Raw genomic sequence first — 16,786 nt, 5'->3', positions numbered from 1 at the left:
ATGAAAAATGCACGCCACTCGACAGAAGACGCGCCTTCGCGCGCCACGCATAGCGCCACAAACCATAGTGATACAATATGAAATAGAGCACCTTCTGCACGCGCTCTGCGCCCGAAAGGTCGCCTCGGCGAGATCTGCGCCACCGCTGGAAGCCCGCGACGCTCTATCTTGCGTCCCGCCCGCATTCCCCGTAACACCCTGCCCCCATGTCCGACGCATTCCGCCCCAAATCCGACTTCCTCGCGACGCTCATCGCGCGCGGCTTCGTGCATCAATGCTCCGATTTCGAGGGGCTGGACGAAAAAGCCCGCTCCGGCGAGCTCGTCGCCTATGTCGGCTTCGACTGCACCGCGGCCTCGCTGCATATCGGCAATCTTTTGTCGATCATGCTGCTCTCCTGGCTCCAGCGCACGGGCGGCAAGCCGCTGCCGCTCGTCGGCGGCGGCACCACGCGCGTCGGCGACCCTTCCGGCAAGGACGAGAGCCGCAAGCTGCTCTCTGTCGAGACGATCGACTCCAATAAGGCGGCGATCCAGAAGACCTTCGCGAAATTCCTCACCTTCGGCGCGGGCAAGACCGATGCGATCCTGCTCGACAACGCCGAATGGCTGACCAAGCTCAATTACATCGACTTTCTGCGCGACGTCGGCCGGCATTTCTCGGTCAATCGCATGTTGTCGATGGATTCGGTGAAGCTGCGGCTCGATCGCGAGCAGGAGCTGTCCTTCATCGAGTTCAATTATATGTGCCTGCAGTCCTATGATTTCGTCGAGATCGCCAAGCGCTATGGCGCGAGCCTGCAAATGGGCGGCTCCGATCAATGGGGCAATATCGTCATGGGCGTCGATCTCGGCCGCCGGCTCGGCACGCCGCAGCTCTATGCGCTCACCGCGCCGCTGCTCACCACCTCTTCAGGCGCCAAGATGGGCAAGACGGCGGCGGGCGCGATCTGGCTCGACGGGTCGATGCTCGCGCCTTACGACTATTGGCAATTCTGGCGCAACAGCGAGGACGCCGACGTCGTCCGCTTGCTGAAGCTGTTCACCTTCCTGCCCTTGGACGAGATCGAGAAGCTCGCGGCGCTCGGCGGAGCCGAGATCAACGAGGCGAAGAAGATTCTCGCCACGGAAGCGACCGCTCTGCTGCATGGGCGCGAGGCGGCCGAGCTCGCCGCCGAGACGGCGCGCCGCACTTTCGAGGAAGGCGCGCTCGCGCTCTCTCTGCCCAAGGTCACTGTGGCGGCGAGCGAGGTGGCGGCGGGAATCGGCGTGCTCACCGCCTTTGTGAAGGCGGGTCTCGTCGCCTCGACGGGCGAAGCGCGGCGGCAGATCAAGGCCGGCGGTCTGCGCCTCAACGACGCTCCGGTGATGGACGAAAAGGCCGTGCTCGCCGAGACCGATTTCGCCGACGGCGTCGCCAAATTGTCGCTCGGTAAAAAGCGGCATGTTCTGCTGGAGCGGAGCTGAGACGAGAGTCTCTCCGATCGCGGCAAAGGCGAACCATAAATCCTACTAGATGAGTTCTGCACGGGATGACATTCCTGGAGAAGCGCCCAACTGCCCCCGCGCTCCAAAATAATATTTATATGTTTCAATATGATGCGAGGCGGGGAACGGCGCAGCCATGCGCTTAAATCATATTAAATAGGTAGACATACTGTATATTTTCCCTACACTAAGCGAGACTTCGTACGCGCAGCACGCGAGCCGCTCCAAAGGAGCGGCGGGGGAGCGAGGCGGCATGGTCCGGGGGGACCATTACGGGTCGAACGGTGAGGGATTGATCGAATGGTCAGGGTCGGGGAAAGTTATTCGAATAAGCGTCTGTCTTCGAGCGCGTCAGTGGCGTCCATTCTAATGAGCCTCTCGGTGAGCGCTACGGGCGGCGCGGCGCTCGCTCAGACGCCCGCGCCCGCGCCATCGGCGGCGACACAGAGTCAGGGAGCTGTATCCACACAGATTCAGGATGTGGAAGTGACCGGAGGCACGGAAGCCGTCGGCGAAAAGCTGCTGGAGCAGGTGCTGACCAAAACCCCGCGGGCGGGAAATGTGGTGACGCAGCGCACCCTCGAGGATCAGCAGATCGACACCGTCACCGACATTTCACGCCGCGTGCCGGGCTATCGTCCGAACATCTCGACGCCGAGGCAGTCACGCAATGCGATAAGAGGCGTCGGCGTCGCGGCGGGCGGCGGAACCGGATCGCCATCGGACACCGGCTATTACGTCGACAATGTCTATTGGAGCTTCGCCGGCTTCCAATGGGGCGATCTCATCGATCTGAGCTCGGTGGAGCTCGCTCTCGGCCCGACCGGCACGTCGGGTGGCAAGAACACCAATGTGGGAGCGATCATCCTGCATACGCAGGCGCCGTCCTTCGAGCCGAAGACGACGGTGAAATCGACATTCGGCAACTACAACCACTTCAAACAGACGATCAACACGACCGGCACGCTGATCGAAGACGCCCTCGCCTATCGCTTCGCGGGCTATCTCGACCGCGGCGACGGCTGGATCAAGGATCCGTCCACGGGTTCGACCTATCAGGACACCAATCGCCTCGGATTGCATTTCCAGCTTCTGGGCGTCGGCGATGGATGGAGCGACCGTTTCAGCTTCATCTACAACGCGTCCAACGAGCACAATGACTATCTCACCGGCACGATCGGCGACACGAGCCTCGTCTATGTAAATGGAACGCGCCCTTCGACGACCTTCTTCCAGAACGTCATCAACAAGCTCGGCAAGCCCATTTGGACGATCGATCCCAACACGCCCTATATCGCGCGCAATGGTCGCGACCCGACGCATGTCTTCATGCTGTCGAATGAGTTCAACTACCTGATCGGCGACAATATGCTGACCGCCATTTCCGCGATCGGCTACGGGTCGTTCCGCAACTTGGGATATTCGGACAATCAGCTGCTGCAGCTCGGTCTCGGCTCGGGCAGCATGGACACTTATCTCATGCAGACCTCGCAGGAGTTGCGGCTGTCCTCGCCCAAGGAGCAGGAGTTCGAATGGACGACCGGTCTCTACGGCTATTTGGAATATGGCGAAGACCGTATGCACCATTACCAATATGGCGTCGACACGGCGAAATGGCTCGGCAACGCCGCCGCGCTTCCCGATCTGACGCCCTGGTGGCTCAACAAGACGGGCGACATTTCCTTCGCCGCCTATGGCCAGGGAACCTATCACGTCGATGAAAAGCTCGCGCTCACCTTCGGCCTGCGCGACAGCTATGAAATCCGCTATAGCGCGAATAAGTTTCGGCCGAACTTCTATTACGGCGTGCCCTACACCGTCTGGCAGCAGAACGCCGCGATCATCGCCGGCGGAGGCTACGGATGGGCCGATTCCGGCGGCGAGACAAAACATCACAATGGCGTCGTGGCGGTCTTCAACCCGCAATATCAGGTCAATGAGAATGTCCTGATCTATGGCCTAGTCGGCCGCGGCGACAAGCCGCAATCGGTGAACACGCAAAACACGCCGACCTACATCAGCGGCGTCGCGCAAGGGTTCAAGACCGCCTTCGCCCGGCCCGAAACCTCATGGGATTATGAGATCGGCGCGAAGACCAATTGGTTCGACGGCGCGCTGATCTCCAACGTCAATCTCTATTGGAACGATCTCTATGACTTCCAGATCACCCAGACCAAGGTGCAGACGAGCAGCGCCGGCGTCACGGCCAATGTCTCCTATCTCGGCAACGCCCCGCATGTGCGCCTGCGCGGCGTCGAATTCGTTGAGCGCTGGATTCCCTTCGAAGGGCTGACGCTGAATGCCTCGGGCGCTTATACCGAGGCCCGCTATATCGACTACAAGGACGGACCAGCGCCCGCGGATTGGGGCATCGCCGGCGGACCGGCGACCATTCCGATGAATGGTACGAGGATCAACGGCATACCCTGGTGGCAGGTCAATGGCGGGTTCAATTACGAGCACAGACTCGGCAATGCGCTCGCGGGCCTCGGCGACTGGAGCAATCGGCCAATCACCGGCTTCGTCTATTCGAACGCGTCCTGGTTCAACAAGGCGCAATATACGAACCCCTTCTCGCTGGTCCAATATTGGCAGCCGGCCTATGTGATGCTCGACGCCGGCCTCGGACTGCGCACCGACGATCGCAAATACAGCCTCACCCTCTGGTCGAAGAATCTCTTTAACAACCGGCCCTGGTCGAGCTGGTCGCCGGGCACGTCCTCGGCGCCGACGACTGTCGGAATTTCGACGCAAGGGCCGCGGACATTCGGCGTCACCTCGTCGATCACGTTTTGAAACAGCGCCATTCGATTGTCGGAGACAAAGACCAATGAACGCATCATTTCGGATCGCGGTTCTCGGCGGCGCGCTCGCGCTCGCAGCCTGCAATTCGACGAACCCGCCCAAGCCGGAAGCCGCCGTCGCCAACACCGACTACAAGAAGCTCGGCGGCATTCACGCGCATCACACGCCCGAGCAGCATGCCGCGTTTCTGAAGCGCGTCGGACAATTGCCTTCCGACGATGAAACGGATGTCGGCGGCGGCGGAGGCGGCGGCGGACATCATCACTGAGAACATGCGACACGCCTGCGCGCCTCACCGCGCAGGCGTTCGAACGAATGAAACCGACGCGCCTACCGCGGCGCCGGCGCGCTTTCCGGCAGCCGGCCCGTGCCGGTCCCGTCGATGACGCCGAACACTTTGCGCAACAGGCCGGGCGCGATCACCGATAGCGGATTCACGGTCAGCACCGGCGCGCTGAAGGCGCCGCTCACGCGAAAGCTCACCGCGAAGACGCCCTCGTGCTGGCCGCCGGCGAGCATCAGACCGATGACCGGAATATTCGACACGAGATTATTGAGCCCATAGGCCGGCACGAAAGAGCCCGACACGTCGATACGGTCGCGCGCCATGTCGATATAGCCGTCGACGGTGAGGCCGATCTCCGTCCCCGACATCACCGCGTCGCGCATCGTGAGCCGGCCATTGGACCAGCTGAAGGAGGATTGCACGCGCGCGAATTTCACCGAATCGGGATCGAAATGCGCCGCGCCCTTGTCGTCCGTGCGCGCGGCGCCCTGCATCACCAGCTGGCGGATGGCCGGCTCGTTCTGCAGATAGAAATCATTGATGCGCATGGCGCCGTCGGAACGGCCCTGATTGAGCAATATGGTCGCCGTCAGCGCGCCGCTCTCCATGCGATGATAGAGATCGAGGAAAGAGAGCAGCGCGCCGCCGTCGCTGGTCGAAAGGTCGATCTGCGGCGCGCCGCTCGGATGGCGCGTCAGCATTGCGGCGAAAGGCTCGCGGCCGAAATTGCCGGTCAGCGATAATTGCCGCGGCTTGCCGCCGCGACGCTCGAAGCGAAGATCGACATTGGAGAGGATCTGCTTGCCGTGTCCGGTGACGATCGGCGATTTGAGATCGAGATCGAAATCATCGCTCGCCGGCGGCTTGCCGGCCGTCGCGGCCGAGGGCTGCTCCGCGGAAGGCTGCGAGAGATAGCGCAGCAGCGGACGCACGTCGATATTGGCGCCGCGCACGACGAGCTTCAGCGCGTCGCCGCCGCGCGTCGCCTCGAGGCGCATGTCGTCGCCGGGCGAGAGCTTCACTTGGGAGAGCTTGGCCGAGCGCAGCACGCCGTCGCGCGCCAGCTCGACGACGCCGGAAAATTGCTGCGGCCCCGCCTCCGCCTGCAATTGCTCGAGCGCGGAGCCGTCGGGCCGCTTCACGAGTGTGAAGCTCGCGCGGCCCGGCTTGCCGAGCGCTTTGGTGACGCCGGGCAAGGGATGGTCGAGCGCGGCTTTCGAGAAATCGACCTCGAATTGCGACTCCGAATCCTCGATCGGCAGCTTGGTCTGCACCTGCACGCCGACGACGCCGGTGACGCCCGTAAAACCATAGCCGGCGCGCGCGCGCGCGGCGTCGTCGAGCGAGAGCGACAATTGCGCCTGCGCTTGCCCCTTCTCGCCGGCGGCGCGGCGCAGATCGAGCGTGACCGGCGCGCCGAACACGCGCCCCGCGCCGGTCACGCGCAGCCCCTCGCGATCCGAGACGAGCCGCAGCGCGGCGCCCTCCAGCCGCTCCTTGCCGATGAAGCGCTCCATGGAGAGATTGCTCGTCTCGGCGTCGACGGCGATGCGCGTATGCTCCTCTTTCGCGGACAGGCCGAGCTCGAAATCGATGCGCAACCTGCCCTCGATCTGTCCTTTGAGCTGATTGGCGTCCATGGGCAGGCTCGCGGCCGGCGCGACGCTCTTGAGCGAGAGAATATCGGCGACCGCCTCGACGCCGCCGGCGAGCTTCAATTCGATCCAGGCGGGCGCGGGATCGGGGCCGAGCGAAGGGGCGCGGAAGACGCCCTCGGTGATCGCGAGCCTGCGGCCCGGCGCGCTCTCCATCACGCCCGAGGAGGCGACGAAAGTGACCGTGCGGCCGGTGAGCGCGATATGGCCGTTCATGCCGTTGATCGGCCACAGGCCGGGAACCGCGTCGACGAGCGTCGCATTGTCGAGATCGAAATCGCCGCGCAAGGCGGCGTCCGGCGGCGGCCGCTCATAACGCCCGGCGGTCATCGCCTGCTGGTCGAGATCGGCGGTGAGCACGCCGCTGCGCATCACGCCGGCGGCGATATGCTCGTCCATCCACATGCGCGTCGGCGCGGCGACCTGCGTCGGCCAGATGCGCAGCACGGAGCGGATCGGCGTCTGCGTCGCGCGGATCGCATATTTGAGATGCGTCCCGTCCGGCTGCGCGCCATCGACCTGCGCCGAGGCGGTGGCGTGCACCTCCGGGCCATCGAGGTAGACCCGCTCGACCGTATATTTCTTCGCCGTGAGATCGAGCGTCGCCGAGAGGCCGGCTTTGTCTATGACGAGCGGCGCCTCGCCATGGCGCTCCGGCAGAAAGGCGCCCGGCCGCGCAAGATCGAAGACCAGCGCGAACGCCCCCGACCCTTCCGCCGGCGGCGTCAACGCGCCTTTGAAGCTCAGCCGCGCGACGCCGGTGCGGATCTCGACCGGCTCTATGGCGAGCAGCCGGCGCTCCATGTCCCAACGGCCGGAGATGGAGAGCTCCTGCAGCATGAAAGGCTCGGCGTCGGGCTCCTCGAGCCGGAAGAATCCCTCGCCCGCCGCAAATTTCCCGCTCGCCTCGACGACGCGGCCATCGCCGGCGAGCGCGAAACGCAGATCGAGCGACAAGGGCGCGTCGGTGTCGAAGGGCAGCGTGCGGGCGCCGGCGGCGAGCGCGATCTCCTCCATGGAGAGGCTGCGCAGACGCGCGTCGAGCGTGCGCGGCTCGCCCATGGCGCCCTTGACCTCGACCTCGGCGCCCACATGGCCGGAGGGGCCCGTCGCGCCGAGGCGCAGCCGCCGCGCGCCGGCGGTCTTGTCGAAGCTCAGCGCCAGATCGTCATAGACGATCGTCTTGTCCAGCGTGCGGTCGTCGATGACGAGGCGGGCGTTGGAGACGCCGATCTTGTCGATCGCGCCGACCGGGCTCTCTGGACTGACGATGAAATCCATCAGCGCGCGCAACGCGCCGGCCGCTTGCCGCAGCGAAGGAATGGCGGGGGCCGCCTGCGGCTCGGCGGAGGGCTCGGCCGGCGCCGGCGCATCGAGCGGAATGGCGACCGGATCGGCGCCCGGCGCGGAGATCGCCACCACGCCGTCGGGCAGCACTTCGAGCCGCAGCTCGAGGTCGAGCACGTCGAGCCGGCGCGGGGTCAGCCGGCCGACGAGGAGCCCCTTGGGGTCCACCGACAATTGCGCGCGCGGCGCGGCGATGATGGTGCGCTCGCCGCTCTTCATGGTCAGGCCGTTCACGGTGAGCGTGAGGCCGTGATCCGTGCTGGCGATGGCCGCCGAGCTCAGCGCGAATTGATAGCGATGGATGTAGAGGTCATCGAGCGCCTCGACGATCTTGGGGGCGAGCCAGTCGGAGGCGATGGGGCCGCGGGCGAGCGCGGCGAAAAACGCGCCGACGGCGAGCACGACGACGAGCAGCGCCGACACCGCCACCACCGAAACGCAGCGCACGACGCAGAAGGCGCGCAGCCGGAGCGAGGTGGAGCCGCGCGTCGCAAATCCCAAAAAAAAGCGCGGGATCCGCGCTCCGACCGCCGGGCCCTCATCTATCCTCTGCGTCAAACGCCCGCCCTTCGCTTCGATCGCGCTGGTCCGCTCGCGCCGCCGGGCGCGCCGGCGCCGAATCTGCACGGCGTCGAGAAGATCACAACTCGTATGGCGCGCAACTGGGGATTTTCACCAGAAACTCTTGCGAAGCGCGCCATCCTCTGCATGCTGCCGATTGTAACGGCGGATGAGACGAAAGGAAGGCGCAGTGACCGAGGCGAAGAAATCCACAGGCTTGCGCGAAGGCGACGCCGCCCCCTCCTTCGAGCTGCCCGGCGCCGGCGGCGAGACTCTCGCTCTTTCGGGCTTTTCCGGCAAGAAGCTGGTGCTCTACTTCTACCCCAAGGACGACACCTCCGGCTGCACCAAGGAGGCGATCGAATTCAACGCTTTGAAGGCCGATTTCGCCAAGGCGAAGACCGCGCTCGTCGGGGTCTCGCCGGATTCGCCGGCCAAGCACGACAAATTCCGCGCCAAATACGAGCTGAAATTCCCGCTCGCCTCGGACGAGACGAAGGAAATGCTCTCCGCCTATGGGGTGTGGGTCGAGAAGAGCATGTATGGCCGCAAATATATGGGCGTGGAGCGCTCGACCTTTCTGATCGGCCCGGACGGGAAGATCGAGAAGGTCTGGCGCAAGGTGAAAGTGCCGGGGCATGCGGCCGAGGTGCTGGCGGCGGCCAAGGGGAAGTAGAGCCCTACCCCTGGTTTTCCTGCCCGCCCCGCGGCCATTATTGCGATCATCCTGGACGCCCGCTTCGCGGGCGCCTCAGGACAAGGGGCTGAATTTCGAGCGCTTCGATCGACGGCCGGCGCTCACTGCGCCGGCGCAGCCGCGGCGCGGGCCGCGAGCTGCTTCGTCACCTCGTCCAGCCCCTTCTTCGCCGCGGCGAGCGCGGGATCGAGCGCCAGCGCCTGCTCGAGGTCGGTCTTGGCGCGCTCGAGGTCGTGCTTGCCGCGATAGGCGTTGGCTCGATTGAGCAAGGCGCGCGCATATTTGGGATCGAGCGCGACAGCCTTGCCGAAATCGGCGAGCGCGCGGTCGAAATCGCCCTTGGCGTGCAGCGTCAGCCCGCGGTTGTTGTAGGCGATGGCGAGCTTGCCGTCGCTGGCGATCGCCTTGTCGTAATCGGCCAGCGCATGATCGAGATCGCCTTTGGCCTGATAGAGCGCGGCGCGGTTGAGATAGGCCTGCGCGGATTTAGGCTCGAGCTTTATCGCCGCGTCGAAATCGGCGAGCGCGCGGTCGAGGTCGCCCTTGGCGCGATAGGCGCGGCCGCGATTGGCCAGAGCGGCGGCGGATTTCTTGTCGAGTTCCAGCGCCTTGTCGTAATCGGCGATGGCCTTGTCGAGATCGCCCTTGCCTTGATAGGCGCCGCCGCGGCCGAGATAGGCCGCCGCTTTCGGCTGCGCGGCGACGAGCTTGTCGTAATCGGCGATGGCGTGGTCGAAATCGCCCTTGGCGCGATAGGCGGCGGCGCGATCGGCGAGCGCGACCGCCGAATTGGCGTCGATCTCCAGCGCCTTGTCGAAATCCGCGAGCGCGCGCTCATGATCGCCTTTGGCGTGATAGGCGCCGCCGCGATTGACGAAGGCGGCGACGCGATTCGCCTTGCTCTCCTTGTCGCCGCGGGCGATCACCTCGCCACAGCCCTCTATGCGCTTGTCGGGATCGGCGGAGCGGCAGCCGGCCCATCCGTCGTCCTTGGCCTCGGCGGCGACGCAGAAGAGGGAAAGGGCGGCCGCCAGAGCGAGGCGGAGCGGCGAATGAAACGGGGTCGAGACGAAAGCGAGGGGCGCCATGTGGCCGACGGGCTCCTTATTGTTGACCATTTCACTATGATTTCATTTCGCCGCTTCGAGGGCAATCGGAAAAACTGCGCATTGGGACGGCGTCACCATGCGAATCCGCGTGACAAAGGCGCATAACGGAACGCGCGCGACGTCGTAAAGTCCTCCAAACCGCGGCCTCGGCCGCCGCGATAGTTCATTTTACGAAACAGCTCAATAGATTGAACCTGTTTTTGCGAGGTCCGGAGCCGGCGCCCGGCGCTGGCGGCGCGGCGACGGCCGAGGTCGGTTTGCGCTCGGGCGCGGCCCCGCCTCCGCCCCGAAAGCCCCTCAAATCGGAAAATCGGTCGAAAACATGCGACAAGACTCTTCAGGACCACAAAAAAGTACTCTAAGACTGCAAGCCGATGAGCCTCTTGACCTCTACCGATGATCTCGCCGCCGCCTGCGCCCGTCTCGCCAGTCATCCCTTCGTCACCGTCGACACGGAATTTTTGAGGGAAACGACTTTCTGGCCCAAGGTCTGCGTCATTCAGCTGGCCTCGCCCGAGGAGGCCTTCGCCGTCGACACATTGTCCGAGGGCCTGGACCTCACGCCGTTTTTCGAGCTGATGGCCGATGAGCGCGTGGTCAAGGTCTTCCACGCGGCCCGCCAGGACCTGGAGATCGTCTGGCGGCTGGCCCGGCTGATTCCGGCCCCGCTGTTCGACACGCAGGTCGCCGCCATGGTCTGCGGCTTCGGCGATCAGGTCTCCTATGTCGAGCTGGTCAAAGCCATCTCCAAGGAGAGCCTCGACAAATCCTCGCGCTTCACCGATTGGTCGAAGCGGCCTCTGTCGGCGGCGCAGATCGAATACGCCATCGCCGACGTCACCCATCTCCGGCAGATCTACACGCATTTGCGCGCGCGGCTCGAGCGCTCCAACCGGCTCGACTGGCTCGCCGACGAAATGCGCACGCTGACCACGCCCGAGACCTATGAGCAGAGCCCGGAAAACGCCTGGGAGCGCCTGCGCCATCGCGTGCGCAAGCCGCGCGACCTCGCCGTGCTGATGGAGCTCGCCGCCTGGCGCGAGAGCGAAGCTCAAGGCCGCGACGTGCCGCGCTCGCGCGTGCTCAAGGACGACATGCTGATCGAGATCGCGCTCGCCGCGCCGCGCACGCAGGAGGCGCTCGGCAATCTGCGCGCCTTCCCGCGCGGGCTCGAGCGCTCGCGCTCCGGCGCGGATATCGTCGCGGCGGTGGAGCGGGCGCTCACCCGCGACCCCGCCACCTTGCCGCGCATAGAGCGCGAGAAGCGCGGCAGCTCCAGCGGCGCCACGGTCGAGCTGCTCAAGGTTCTGCTGCGGCAGGTCGCCGAAGAGACGGGCGTCGCCACCAAGATGATCGCCACCGTCGAGGACCTGGAGGCGATCGCCGGCGACGATGCGGCGGATGTGCCCGCCCTCTCCGGCTGGCGACGGACGATCTTCGGCGACAAAGCCCTGCTGCTCAAGGCCGGACGGCTGGCTCTGGCGGTCGAGAAGGGCAAGGTCGTCACGCTCGACTGGCAGGAGCTCGACGAGTCCGCATCGCGCTGAGCTCGCCGGCCGGGTGGGGAACTCCCCCACCTTTTACCGTTAGATATACCTATTCTTATGGGCGGGAGCGGGCAGGCCTCGAGCCGACCCGACTGCGCGCGCGCGCCTGTCCGTTTTGCGACGCACAACTCGTCTTCCAATCTGAATTCATTGTAGAATCGTATAGTTCGATAGATGTCGACCTGCGACAAAGCGCGCCTTGAAATTCTGCTGCTGCGCTGCAACATACGGTCATGTTGCGACGCAATGAGATCTCGACGTGGCTTCGGCGCGTGGAGGCCCTGGGTCGCAGGGCGCTTCCCGGCGCCGCTATTCGAGACGAGGAAGGACAAGACCATGATGACAGCAGGAAAACGCATCTTCGCTCTGGCCCTCGCCGCTGTGCTGAGCCTCACGGCGGGCGTATCCCTGCGCGCCGAGCCCCGCGGGCCGGCGACTTCGTCGCCAGTGACGCTGAAGCCGCTCGCCGCGGTCAGCTTCGACGCGGGCCAGAAGCATGTGTTGAGTTACTTCGTCAGCGGCGACGGCGCCTGCCGGTTGACGGTGATCATCTTCGACGCGCCATCGCTCGACGAAGCGACGCCCGCGACGGCCACGACCCGGCTCATCGTGCCGATCTCCAGCGGCAAGTCGGCCAATCTCGATACGGCTGTCGCCAAGACGCTGCGCTTCGCCTGCTCGGCCGACGCCGCCGCCATGACCGTGACCGCCCATGAGCGCGTCGCGGCCCACGCCGCCTATTGAGGTCTGAGAGAAGCGCCGCCTCCGTTCAGCCGACGGAGGCGGCCGCCTCTATGACGGCCTCGGCTCCGATGAGACGGCCGAGCGCCTTGGAGCGGCTGGCCAGCCGCTCGCTCCCGAGATCGGCGAATTCCCCCGGCAGGGACAGGACCAGCCTCCCCCCATGCACGACGAGCGGCGTGCGCGGCAGAACGCCGGGCATGGCCGCCGTCAGCAGATAGGCGACGCGCAAGGCCGCCGACAGCACGCGCGCGCGCTCCAGCAATCGAGGCGACAGCAGGCCGCGCACCGGCAAAGCGCTCTCGCTCTCGGAACCTGCGTGACGCAGCACCGCGACCAGCGCCAGAAAGGCGCGGCCGGGATGGTCGACGGCCACGAAGGCGGAATTGGCGATCACATTCATCGCCTGATTGGCGCGATAGTCGGGATGGGCGCGCCAGCTCACATCGGAGAGAAAACAGGCCGTGTGGCGCAGCCGCGCCTCCTCCTCCGTCTCCTGCAGGCTGGAAGAGGCGAAAAGCGCGTCGGTCCAGGCGATGAGGTCGTCGCCATAGCCCGGCGCGCGCGCCATGGCCCGCTCGAGCTCGCGCGCCGCGGCGACCAGCGGATCGGCCGCACGCTGCTCCGCCGACAAACGCTCATAGAGCAACCCTTCGCGAACGCCCGCGGCCGAGATGACGATCTCCTTGGGCCGCGCCTTGCGAATCACCTCGTCCAGCACGATCGCCCCATAGGCGAGCAGCGGACGGCGCGCCGTCGAGACCGCGGCGATATCGGCCAGCGCCTCGCTGTCGACGCGCTCCAGAAGGCTGGCGAATTCGGCCGCGTCGCTCGTCGGAATGCGGTAATTATGCATCATGTCGAGCGGATAATTGCGCTGGCGCATATGCAGCCGCGCCAGCGCGCGCCAAGTGCCGCCGACGGCGTAGAAGGCGCGGCCCTTCAGCCGCTGCAGCGGAAGCGCCTCGTCGATCGCCTTACGGGCGATTCGCGCCGCCTGCCGCGTCGAGCGGCTGGCGGCGTCCATCAGCGCGAGGCCGCCGAGCGGCAATGTCACCCCCTCGCCCATCGCGCCGCCGTGAAGGTCGATGAGCTCCAGCGAGCCGCCGCCGAGATCGCCGACGACGCCGTCCGGCTCGTGAATGGCGGAGATCACGCCGAGCGCCGAGAGCTCGGCCTCGCGGCGGCCCGACAGCAGCGAGATCTCGCGGCCGATCGCCTCACTCGCCGCGGCGAGGAAGGCGGCGCCGTTGACGGCGTCGCGCGCCGCGGCGGTCGCGATCACCTCTATGTCGCAGATTTCCATGATCTCGCAGAGCGAGCGGAAGCGCCGCAGCGCCGCCAACGCCTTGCGAATGGCGTCGTCCGGCAGCCGGCCCGTGGTGACGACGCCACGTCCGAGCCCGCACATGGCCTTTTCGTTGAAGATCGGCGTCAGCGCCCGTTGCAGCCCCGCATAGGCGACGAGGCGCACCGAATTGGAGCCGATGTCGACGATCGCGACGGGCCGATGCGCATCCGCGGGCGCCGCGGACTCGATCTCGGCCGCCTCAATCCTCGCGCGGCTTGAGGAGCGAACGCGGACGCCATTCCTTGAGAGACTTGCCACGGCCAGAGAGACTCGGGTTGGTCATGAAGTATTTATGGGCGTTGAACCGCTCTTCGCCCTCGGGGGGTGTTATGCGTAAGGACGAGCCATCCGGCAAGACACGATAGCTCTGTTCGTTGTCGATGAGATTGGCCAGCATGATCTGATCCAGAATCTGCTGGTGGACGGTCGGATTGGTGATCGGCATCAGCACCTCGACGCGGCGGTCGAGATTGCGGGGCATCAGATCGGCCGAAGAGATATAGACATGGGCTTTGGCGTGCGGCAGCGCATGGCCGCCGCCGAAGCAATAGACGCGGGCGTGCTCGAGGAAGCGCCCGACGATGGATTTCACGCGGATATTGTCCGAGAGGCCGGGAACGCCCGGCCGCAGGCAGCAAATGCCGCGCACGACGAATTCGATCGACACGCCCGCCTGCGAGGCGTGATAGAGCGCGTCGATGATCTCGGGATCGACGAGAGCGTTGCATTTGCCCCAGATCGCCGCCGGCTTGCCGGCTTTGGCGAAGCCGATCTCCTGCTCGATATGCTCGAGCAGCCTGGTCTTGAGCGAGATGGGCGAGACCGCCATGCGCTCGAGCCCGGCGGGCTCGGCATAGCCGGTGATGAAATTGAAGATGCGCGAGACATCGCGGCCGATCGCCGGATCGGCGGTGAACAGCGAGATGTCGGTATAGATGCGCGCCGTCACCGGATGGTAGTTGCCGGTGCCGACATGGCAATAGGTGACGATGGCGGCGCCCTCGCGGCGCACCACCATCGACAATTTGCCGTGCGTCTTCAGCTCGATGAAGCCGAACACCACTTGCGCGCCGGCGCGCTCCAGATCGCGCGCCCAACGGATGTTGGCCTCCTCGTCGAAGCGCGCCTTCAGCTCGACCAGCGCCGTCACCGATTTGCCGGCCTCCGCCGCCTCCACCAGCGCGCGCACGATCGGGCTGTTGGAGGAGGTGCGATAGAGCGTCTGCTTGATCGCGACGACATTGGGATCGCGCGCCGCCTGCTGCAGGAATTGCACGACCACGTCGAAGGATTCGTAGGGGTGATGGACCGCGAGGTCCTTCTGCTTGATGGCCAGGAAGCAGTCGCCGCCATTGTCGCGCACGCGCTCGGGAAAGCGCGGCGTGTAGGGCTTGAATTTGAGATCGGGCCGGTCGAGCGCGACGAGCTCGGAGAGATCGTTCAGCGCCAGCATTCCGTCGAGCACGAAAATCTCGTCCCCGCCGACGTCGAGCTCCTCGGCGACGAGGGCGCGGAGCGCTTCCGGCATGTCGGCGGCGACCTCGAGGCGAATCACCGAGCCGCGGCGGCGGCGCTTCAGCGCCGTCTCGAACAGGCGCACGAGATCTTCCGCCTCTTCCTCCACTTCGAGGTCGCTGTCGCGGATGAGGCGGAAAATGCCCTGCCCCTTGAGCTGATAGCCGGGGAACAGCTTTTGCGCATTGATGGCGATCAAGGTCTCGAGCAACATGAAGCGCTCGCGCCCCTGCCCCGTCCCATGCCCCGTCCCTTGCGCGCTCGGCAGGCGCACGAAGCGCTCGATCTTGGACGGCAGGCGCACCAGCGCATGCAGCGTCTTGCGATCGCCCGGACGCACCAGCTCGAGCGCCAGAGTGAAGCCGAGATTGGGAATGAAGGGGAAAGGATGCGCCGGATCGATGGCGAGCGGCGTCAGCACCGGGAAGATGCGCGACATGAAATGCTCTTCGAGCCATTCGCGATCGGATTTGGAGAGATGTCCCGGCTCGACGAGGACGATGCCGACATCCTCGATCTCGCCGCGCAACTCGCGCCAACGCCGCGTCTGCGCCATGGTGAGCAGCGCCACGCGCTCGTTGATCTTGACGAGCTGCTCGGCCGGCGTCAGCCCGTCCTGCGACAGAGTGGCGACGCCAGTGCGCACCTGGCCGCGCAGGCCGGCGACGCGCACCATGAAGAATTCGTCGAGATTATTGGCGGAGATGGAGAGGAAGCGCAGCTGCTCGAGCAGCGGATGATTGCGGTTGGAGGCCTCCTCGAGCACGCGGCGGTTGAACTCGAGCCAGGACAATTCGCGATTGATGAAGCGCTGCGGCAAAGCGGCGAGCTCGTCGGGCCGCTCCAACAGATCGCCCGGCTTGTCCATGACGGGAATGTCCGCGCCGGTGCGCTCGGCCTCGAGATTGTCCTGGATATGCTTCGTCATGCTTTTTCCACCTCTCGCGCGCCGTCGCGACTCTGACAGATTTTCCGCCACCCGGAACCCCTCATGCGCCGCGCGCCGCGTCGAGAAGCTGGAGCAGCTCCCCGGCGAGCGCGCGCGTGACCGGCCGGCCGCGCGAGAGCGCCTCCTCGTCGAGCATGCGCACAAAGGCGCGCGCCGCCTCGAGCGAGCGCTCGAGCCGAAGCGCGACATAATCGACGAGCGTCGCCTCGACCGCCAATTGGCGGTCGCGGAACAGCTTCTCCAGCACGGCGCGAATCAGCGAATCGTCCGGCGCGCCGATTTCTACGACCGGCGCACGACGTAAACGCGACAATAGGTCGGGAAGCGCAATATTCAGCGCGGACGGCGGCCGCCGCGACGAGATCAGCAGCGACCCGCCGCTCTCGCGAATAAAATTCATCAAATGAAACAAGGCTGTCTCATCCGCGACAGCCTCCAGCCCGTCGAGCAGGACGGCAGCGCCGGCGAGCCGGCCGGGCTCCGGAATCTCGCCCGGCGCAACCAGACTCGCGCCATTGCGACGGGCGAAGATCGCGCCGAGATGGGTCTTGCCCGACCCCGGCGGGCCGACGAGCAGCAGAGCGCTGTCCGGCCAGTCCGGCCAGCGCCCGATCATCTCGAAGGCCGCGCGATTGGCGGCCGAGATCAGAAAATCCGCCTCGCCATAGCGCGGCTCGCCCGCCAGATCGAAGAACAGCTGGGCGGGACCGCGGCGAGAATCGCCTGCGCCGGGCAT

Annotated in this window: 11 protein-coding genes; 6 read left to right on the top strand and 5 right to left on the bottom strand. The window is 65.5% G+C overall.

What is annotated here, in order from left to right; translation table 11 throughout:
* Positions 1–206: 206 nt before the first annotated feature.
* From tyrS to AC6IY7_RS16930, 3 genes are all read left to right on the top strand, one after another.
* Positions 207–1,466 carry a tyrosine--tRNA ligase gene (gene tyrS, locus AC6IY7_RS16940; protein WP_497780579.1) on the top strand — a complete coding sequence of 420 codons (1,260 nt, stop codon included), beginning with the start codon at positions 207–209 and terminating at the stop codon, positions 1,464–1,466.
* Between the two features lie 375 nt (positions 1,467–1,841).
* Positions 1,842–4,283 carry a TonB-dependent receptor gene (locus AC6IY7_RS16935; protein ID WP_497780578.1) on the top strand — a complete coding sequence of 814 codons (2,442 nt, stop codon included), beginning with the start codon at positions 1,842–1,844 and terminating at the stop codon, positions 4,281–4,283.
* A 34-nt stretch (positions 4,284–4,317) separates the two neighbouring features.
* Positions 4,318–4,560 (top strand): hypothetical protein, encoded by a 243-nt coding sequence (locus AC6IY7_RS16930; protein ID WP_497780577.1) that lies wholly within the window; start codon positions 4,318–4,320, stop codon positions 4,558–4,560.
* 62 nt (positions 4,561–4,622) lie between these two features.
* On the opposite strand, the gene AC6IY7_RS16925 is transcribed toward AC6IY7_RS16930, so the two are convergent.
* Entirely contained in the window at positions 4,623–8,081 is a 3,459-nt protein-coding gene (locus AC6IY7_RS16925; protein WP_497780576.1) for an AsmA-like C-terminal region-containing protein, read from the bottom strand.
* A 229-nt stretch (positions 8,082–8,310) separates the two neighbouring features.
* Here AC6IY7_RS16925 and AC6IY7_RS16920 point away from each other — a divergent pair, with 229 nt between their 5' ends.
* Positions 8,311–8,817: a peroxiredoxin gene (locus AC6IY7_RS16920; protein WP_497780575.1), complete on the top strand. Its 507-nt coding sequence runs from the start codon at positions 8,311–8,313 to the stop codon at positions 8,815–8,817.
* Positions 8,818–8,939: 122 nt separating this feature from the next.
* On the opposite strand, the gene AC6IY7_RS16915 is transcribed toward AC6IY7_RS16920, so the two are convergent.
* Positions 8,940–9,926: a tetratricopeptide repeat protein gene (locus tag AC6IY7_RS16915; protein ID WP_497780574.1), complete on the bottom strand. Its 987-nt coding sequence runs from the start codon at positions 9,924–9,926 to the stop codon at positions 8,940–8,942.
* A gap of 395 nt (positions 9,927–10,321) precedes the next feature.
* Between AC6IY7_RS16915 and rnd the strand changes: the two genes are divergently transcribed.
* Complete coding sequence (rnd, locus tag AC6IY7_RS16910) at positions 10,322–11,494, top strand: ribonuclease D (protein WP_497780573.1); 1,173 nt, start codon at positions 10,322–10,324, stop codon at positions 11,492–11,494.
* A 336-nt stretch (positions 11,495–11,830) separates the two neighbouring features.
* Positions 11,831–12,238, top strand: a complete 408-nt coding sequence (locus tag AC6IY7_RS16905; RefSeq protein ID WP_497780572.1) for a hypothetical protein — start codon at positions 11,831–11,833, stop codon at positions 12,236–12,238.
* Positions 12,239–12,263: 25 nt separating this feature from the next.
* On the opposite strand, the gene ppx is transcribed toward AC6IY7_RS16905, so the two are convergent.
* From ppx to AC6IY7_RS16890, 3 genes are all read right to left on the bottom strand, one after another.
* Complete coding sequence (ppx, locus tag AC6IY7_RS16900; RefSeq protein ID WP_497780571.1) at positions 12,264–13,844, bottom strand: exopolyphosphatase; 1,581 nt, start codon at positions 13,842–13,844, stop codon at positions 12,264–12,266.
* Complete coding sequence (locus AC6IY7_RS16895; RefSeq protein ID WP_497780570.1) at positions 13,786–16,029, bottom strand: RNA degradosome polyphosphate kinase; 2,244 nt, start codon at positions 16,027–16,029, stop codon at positions 13,786–13,788. The genes ppx and AC6IY7_RS16895 overlap by 59 nt, the downstream gene beginning before the upstream one ends.
* 61 nt (positions 16,030–16,090) lie before the next feature.
* Entirely contained in the window at positions 16,091–16,786 is a 696-nt protein-coding gene (locus AC6IY7_RS16890; protein ID WP_497780569.1) for a P-loop NTPase family protein, read from the bottom strand.

The organism is Methylosinus sp. is20ea, assembly GCF_059718135.1.
The sequence above is the reverse complement of the archived record's forward strand: the minus strand, read 5'-3'. Positions and strand labels throughout refer to the sequence as shown.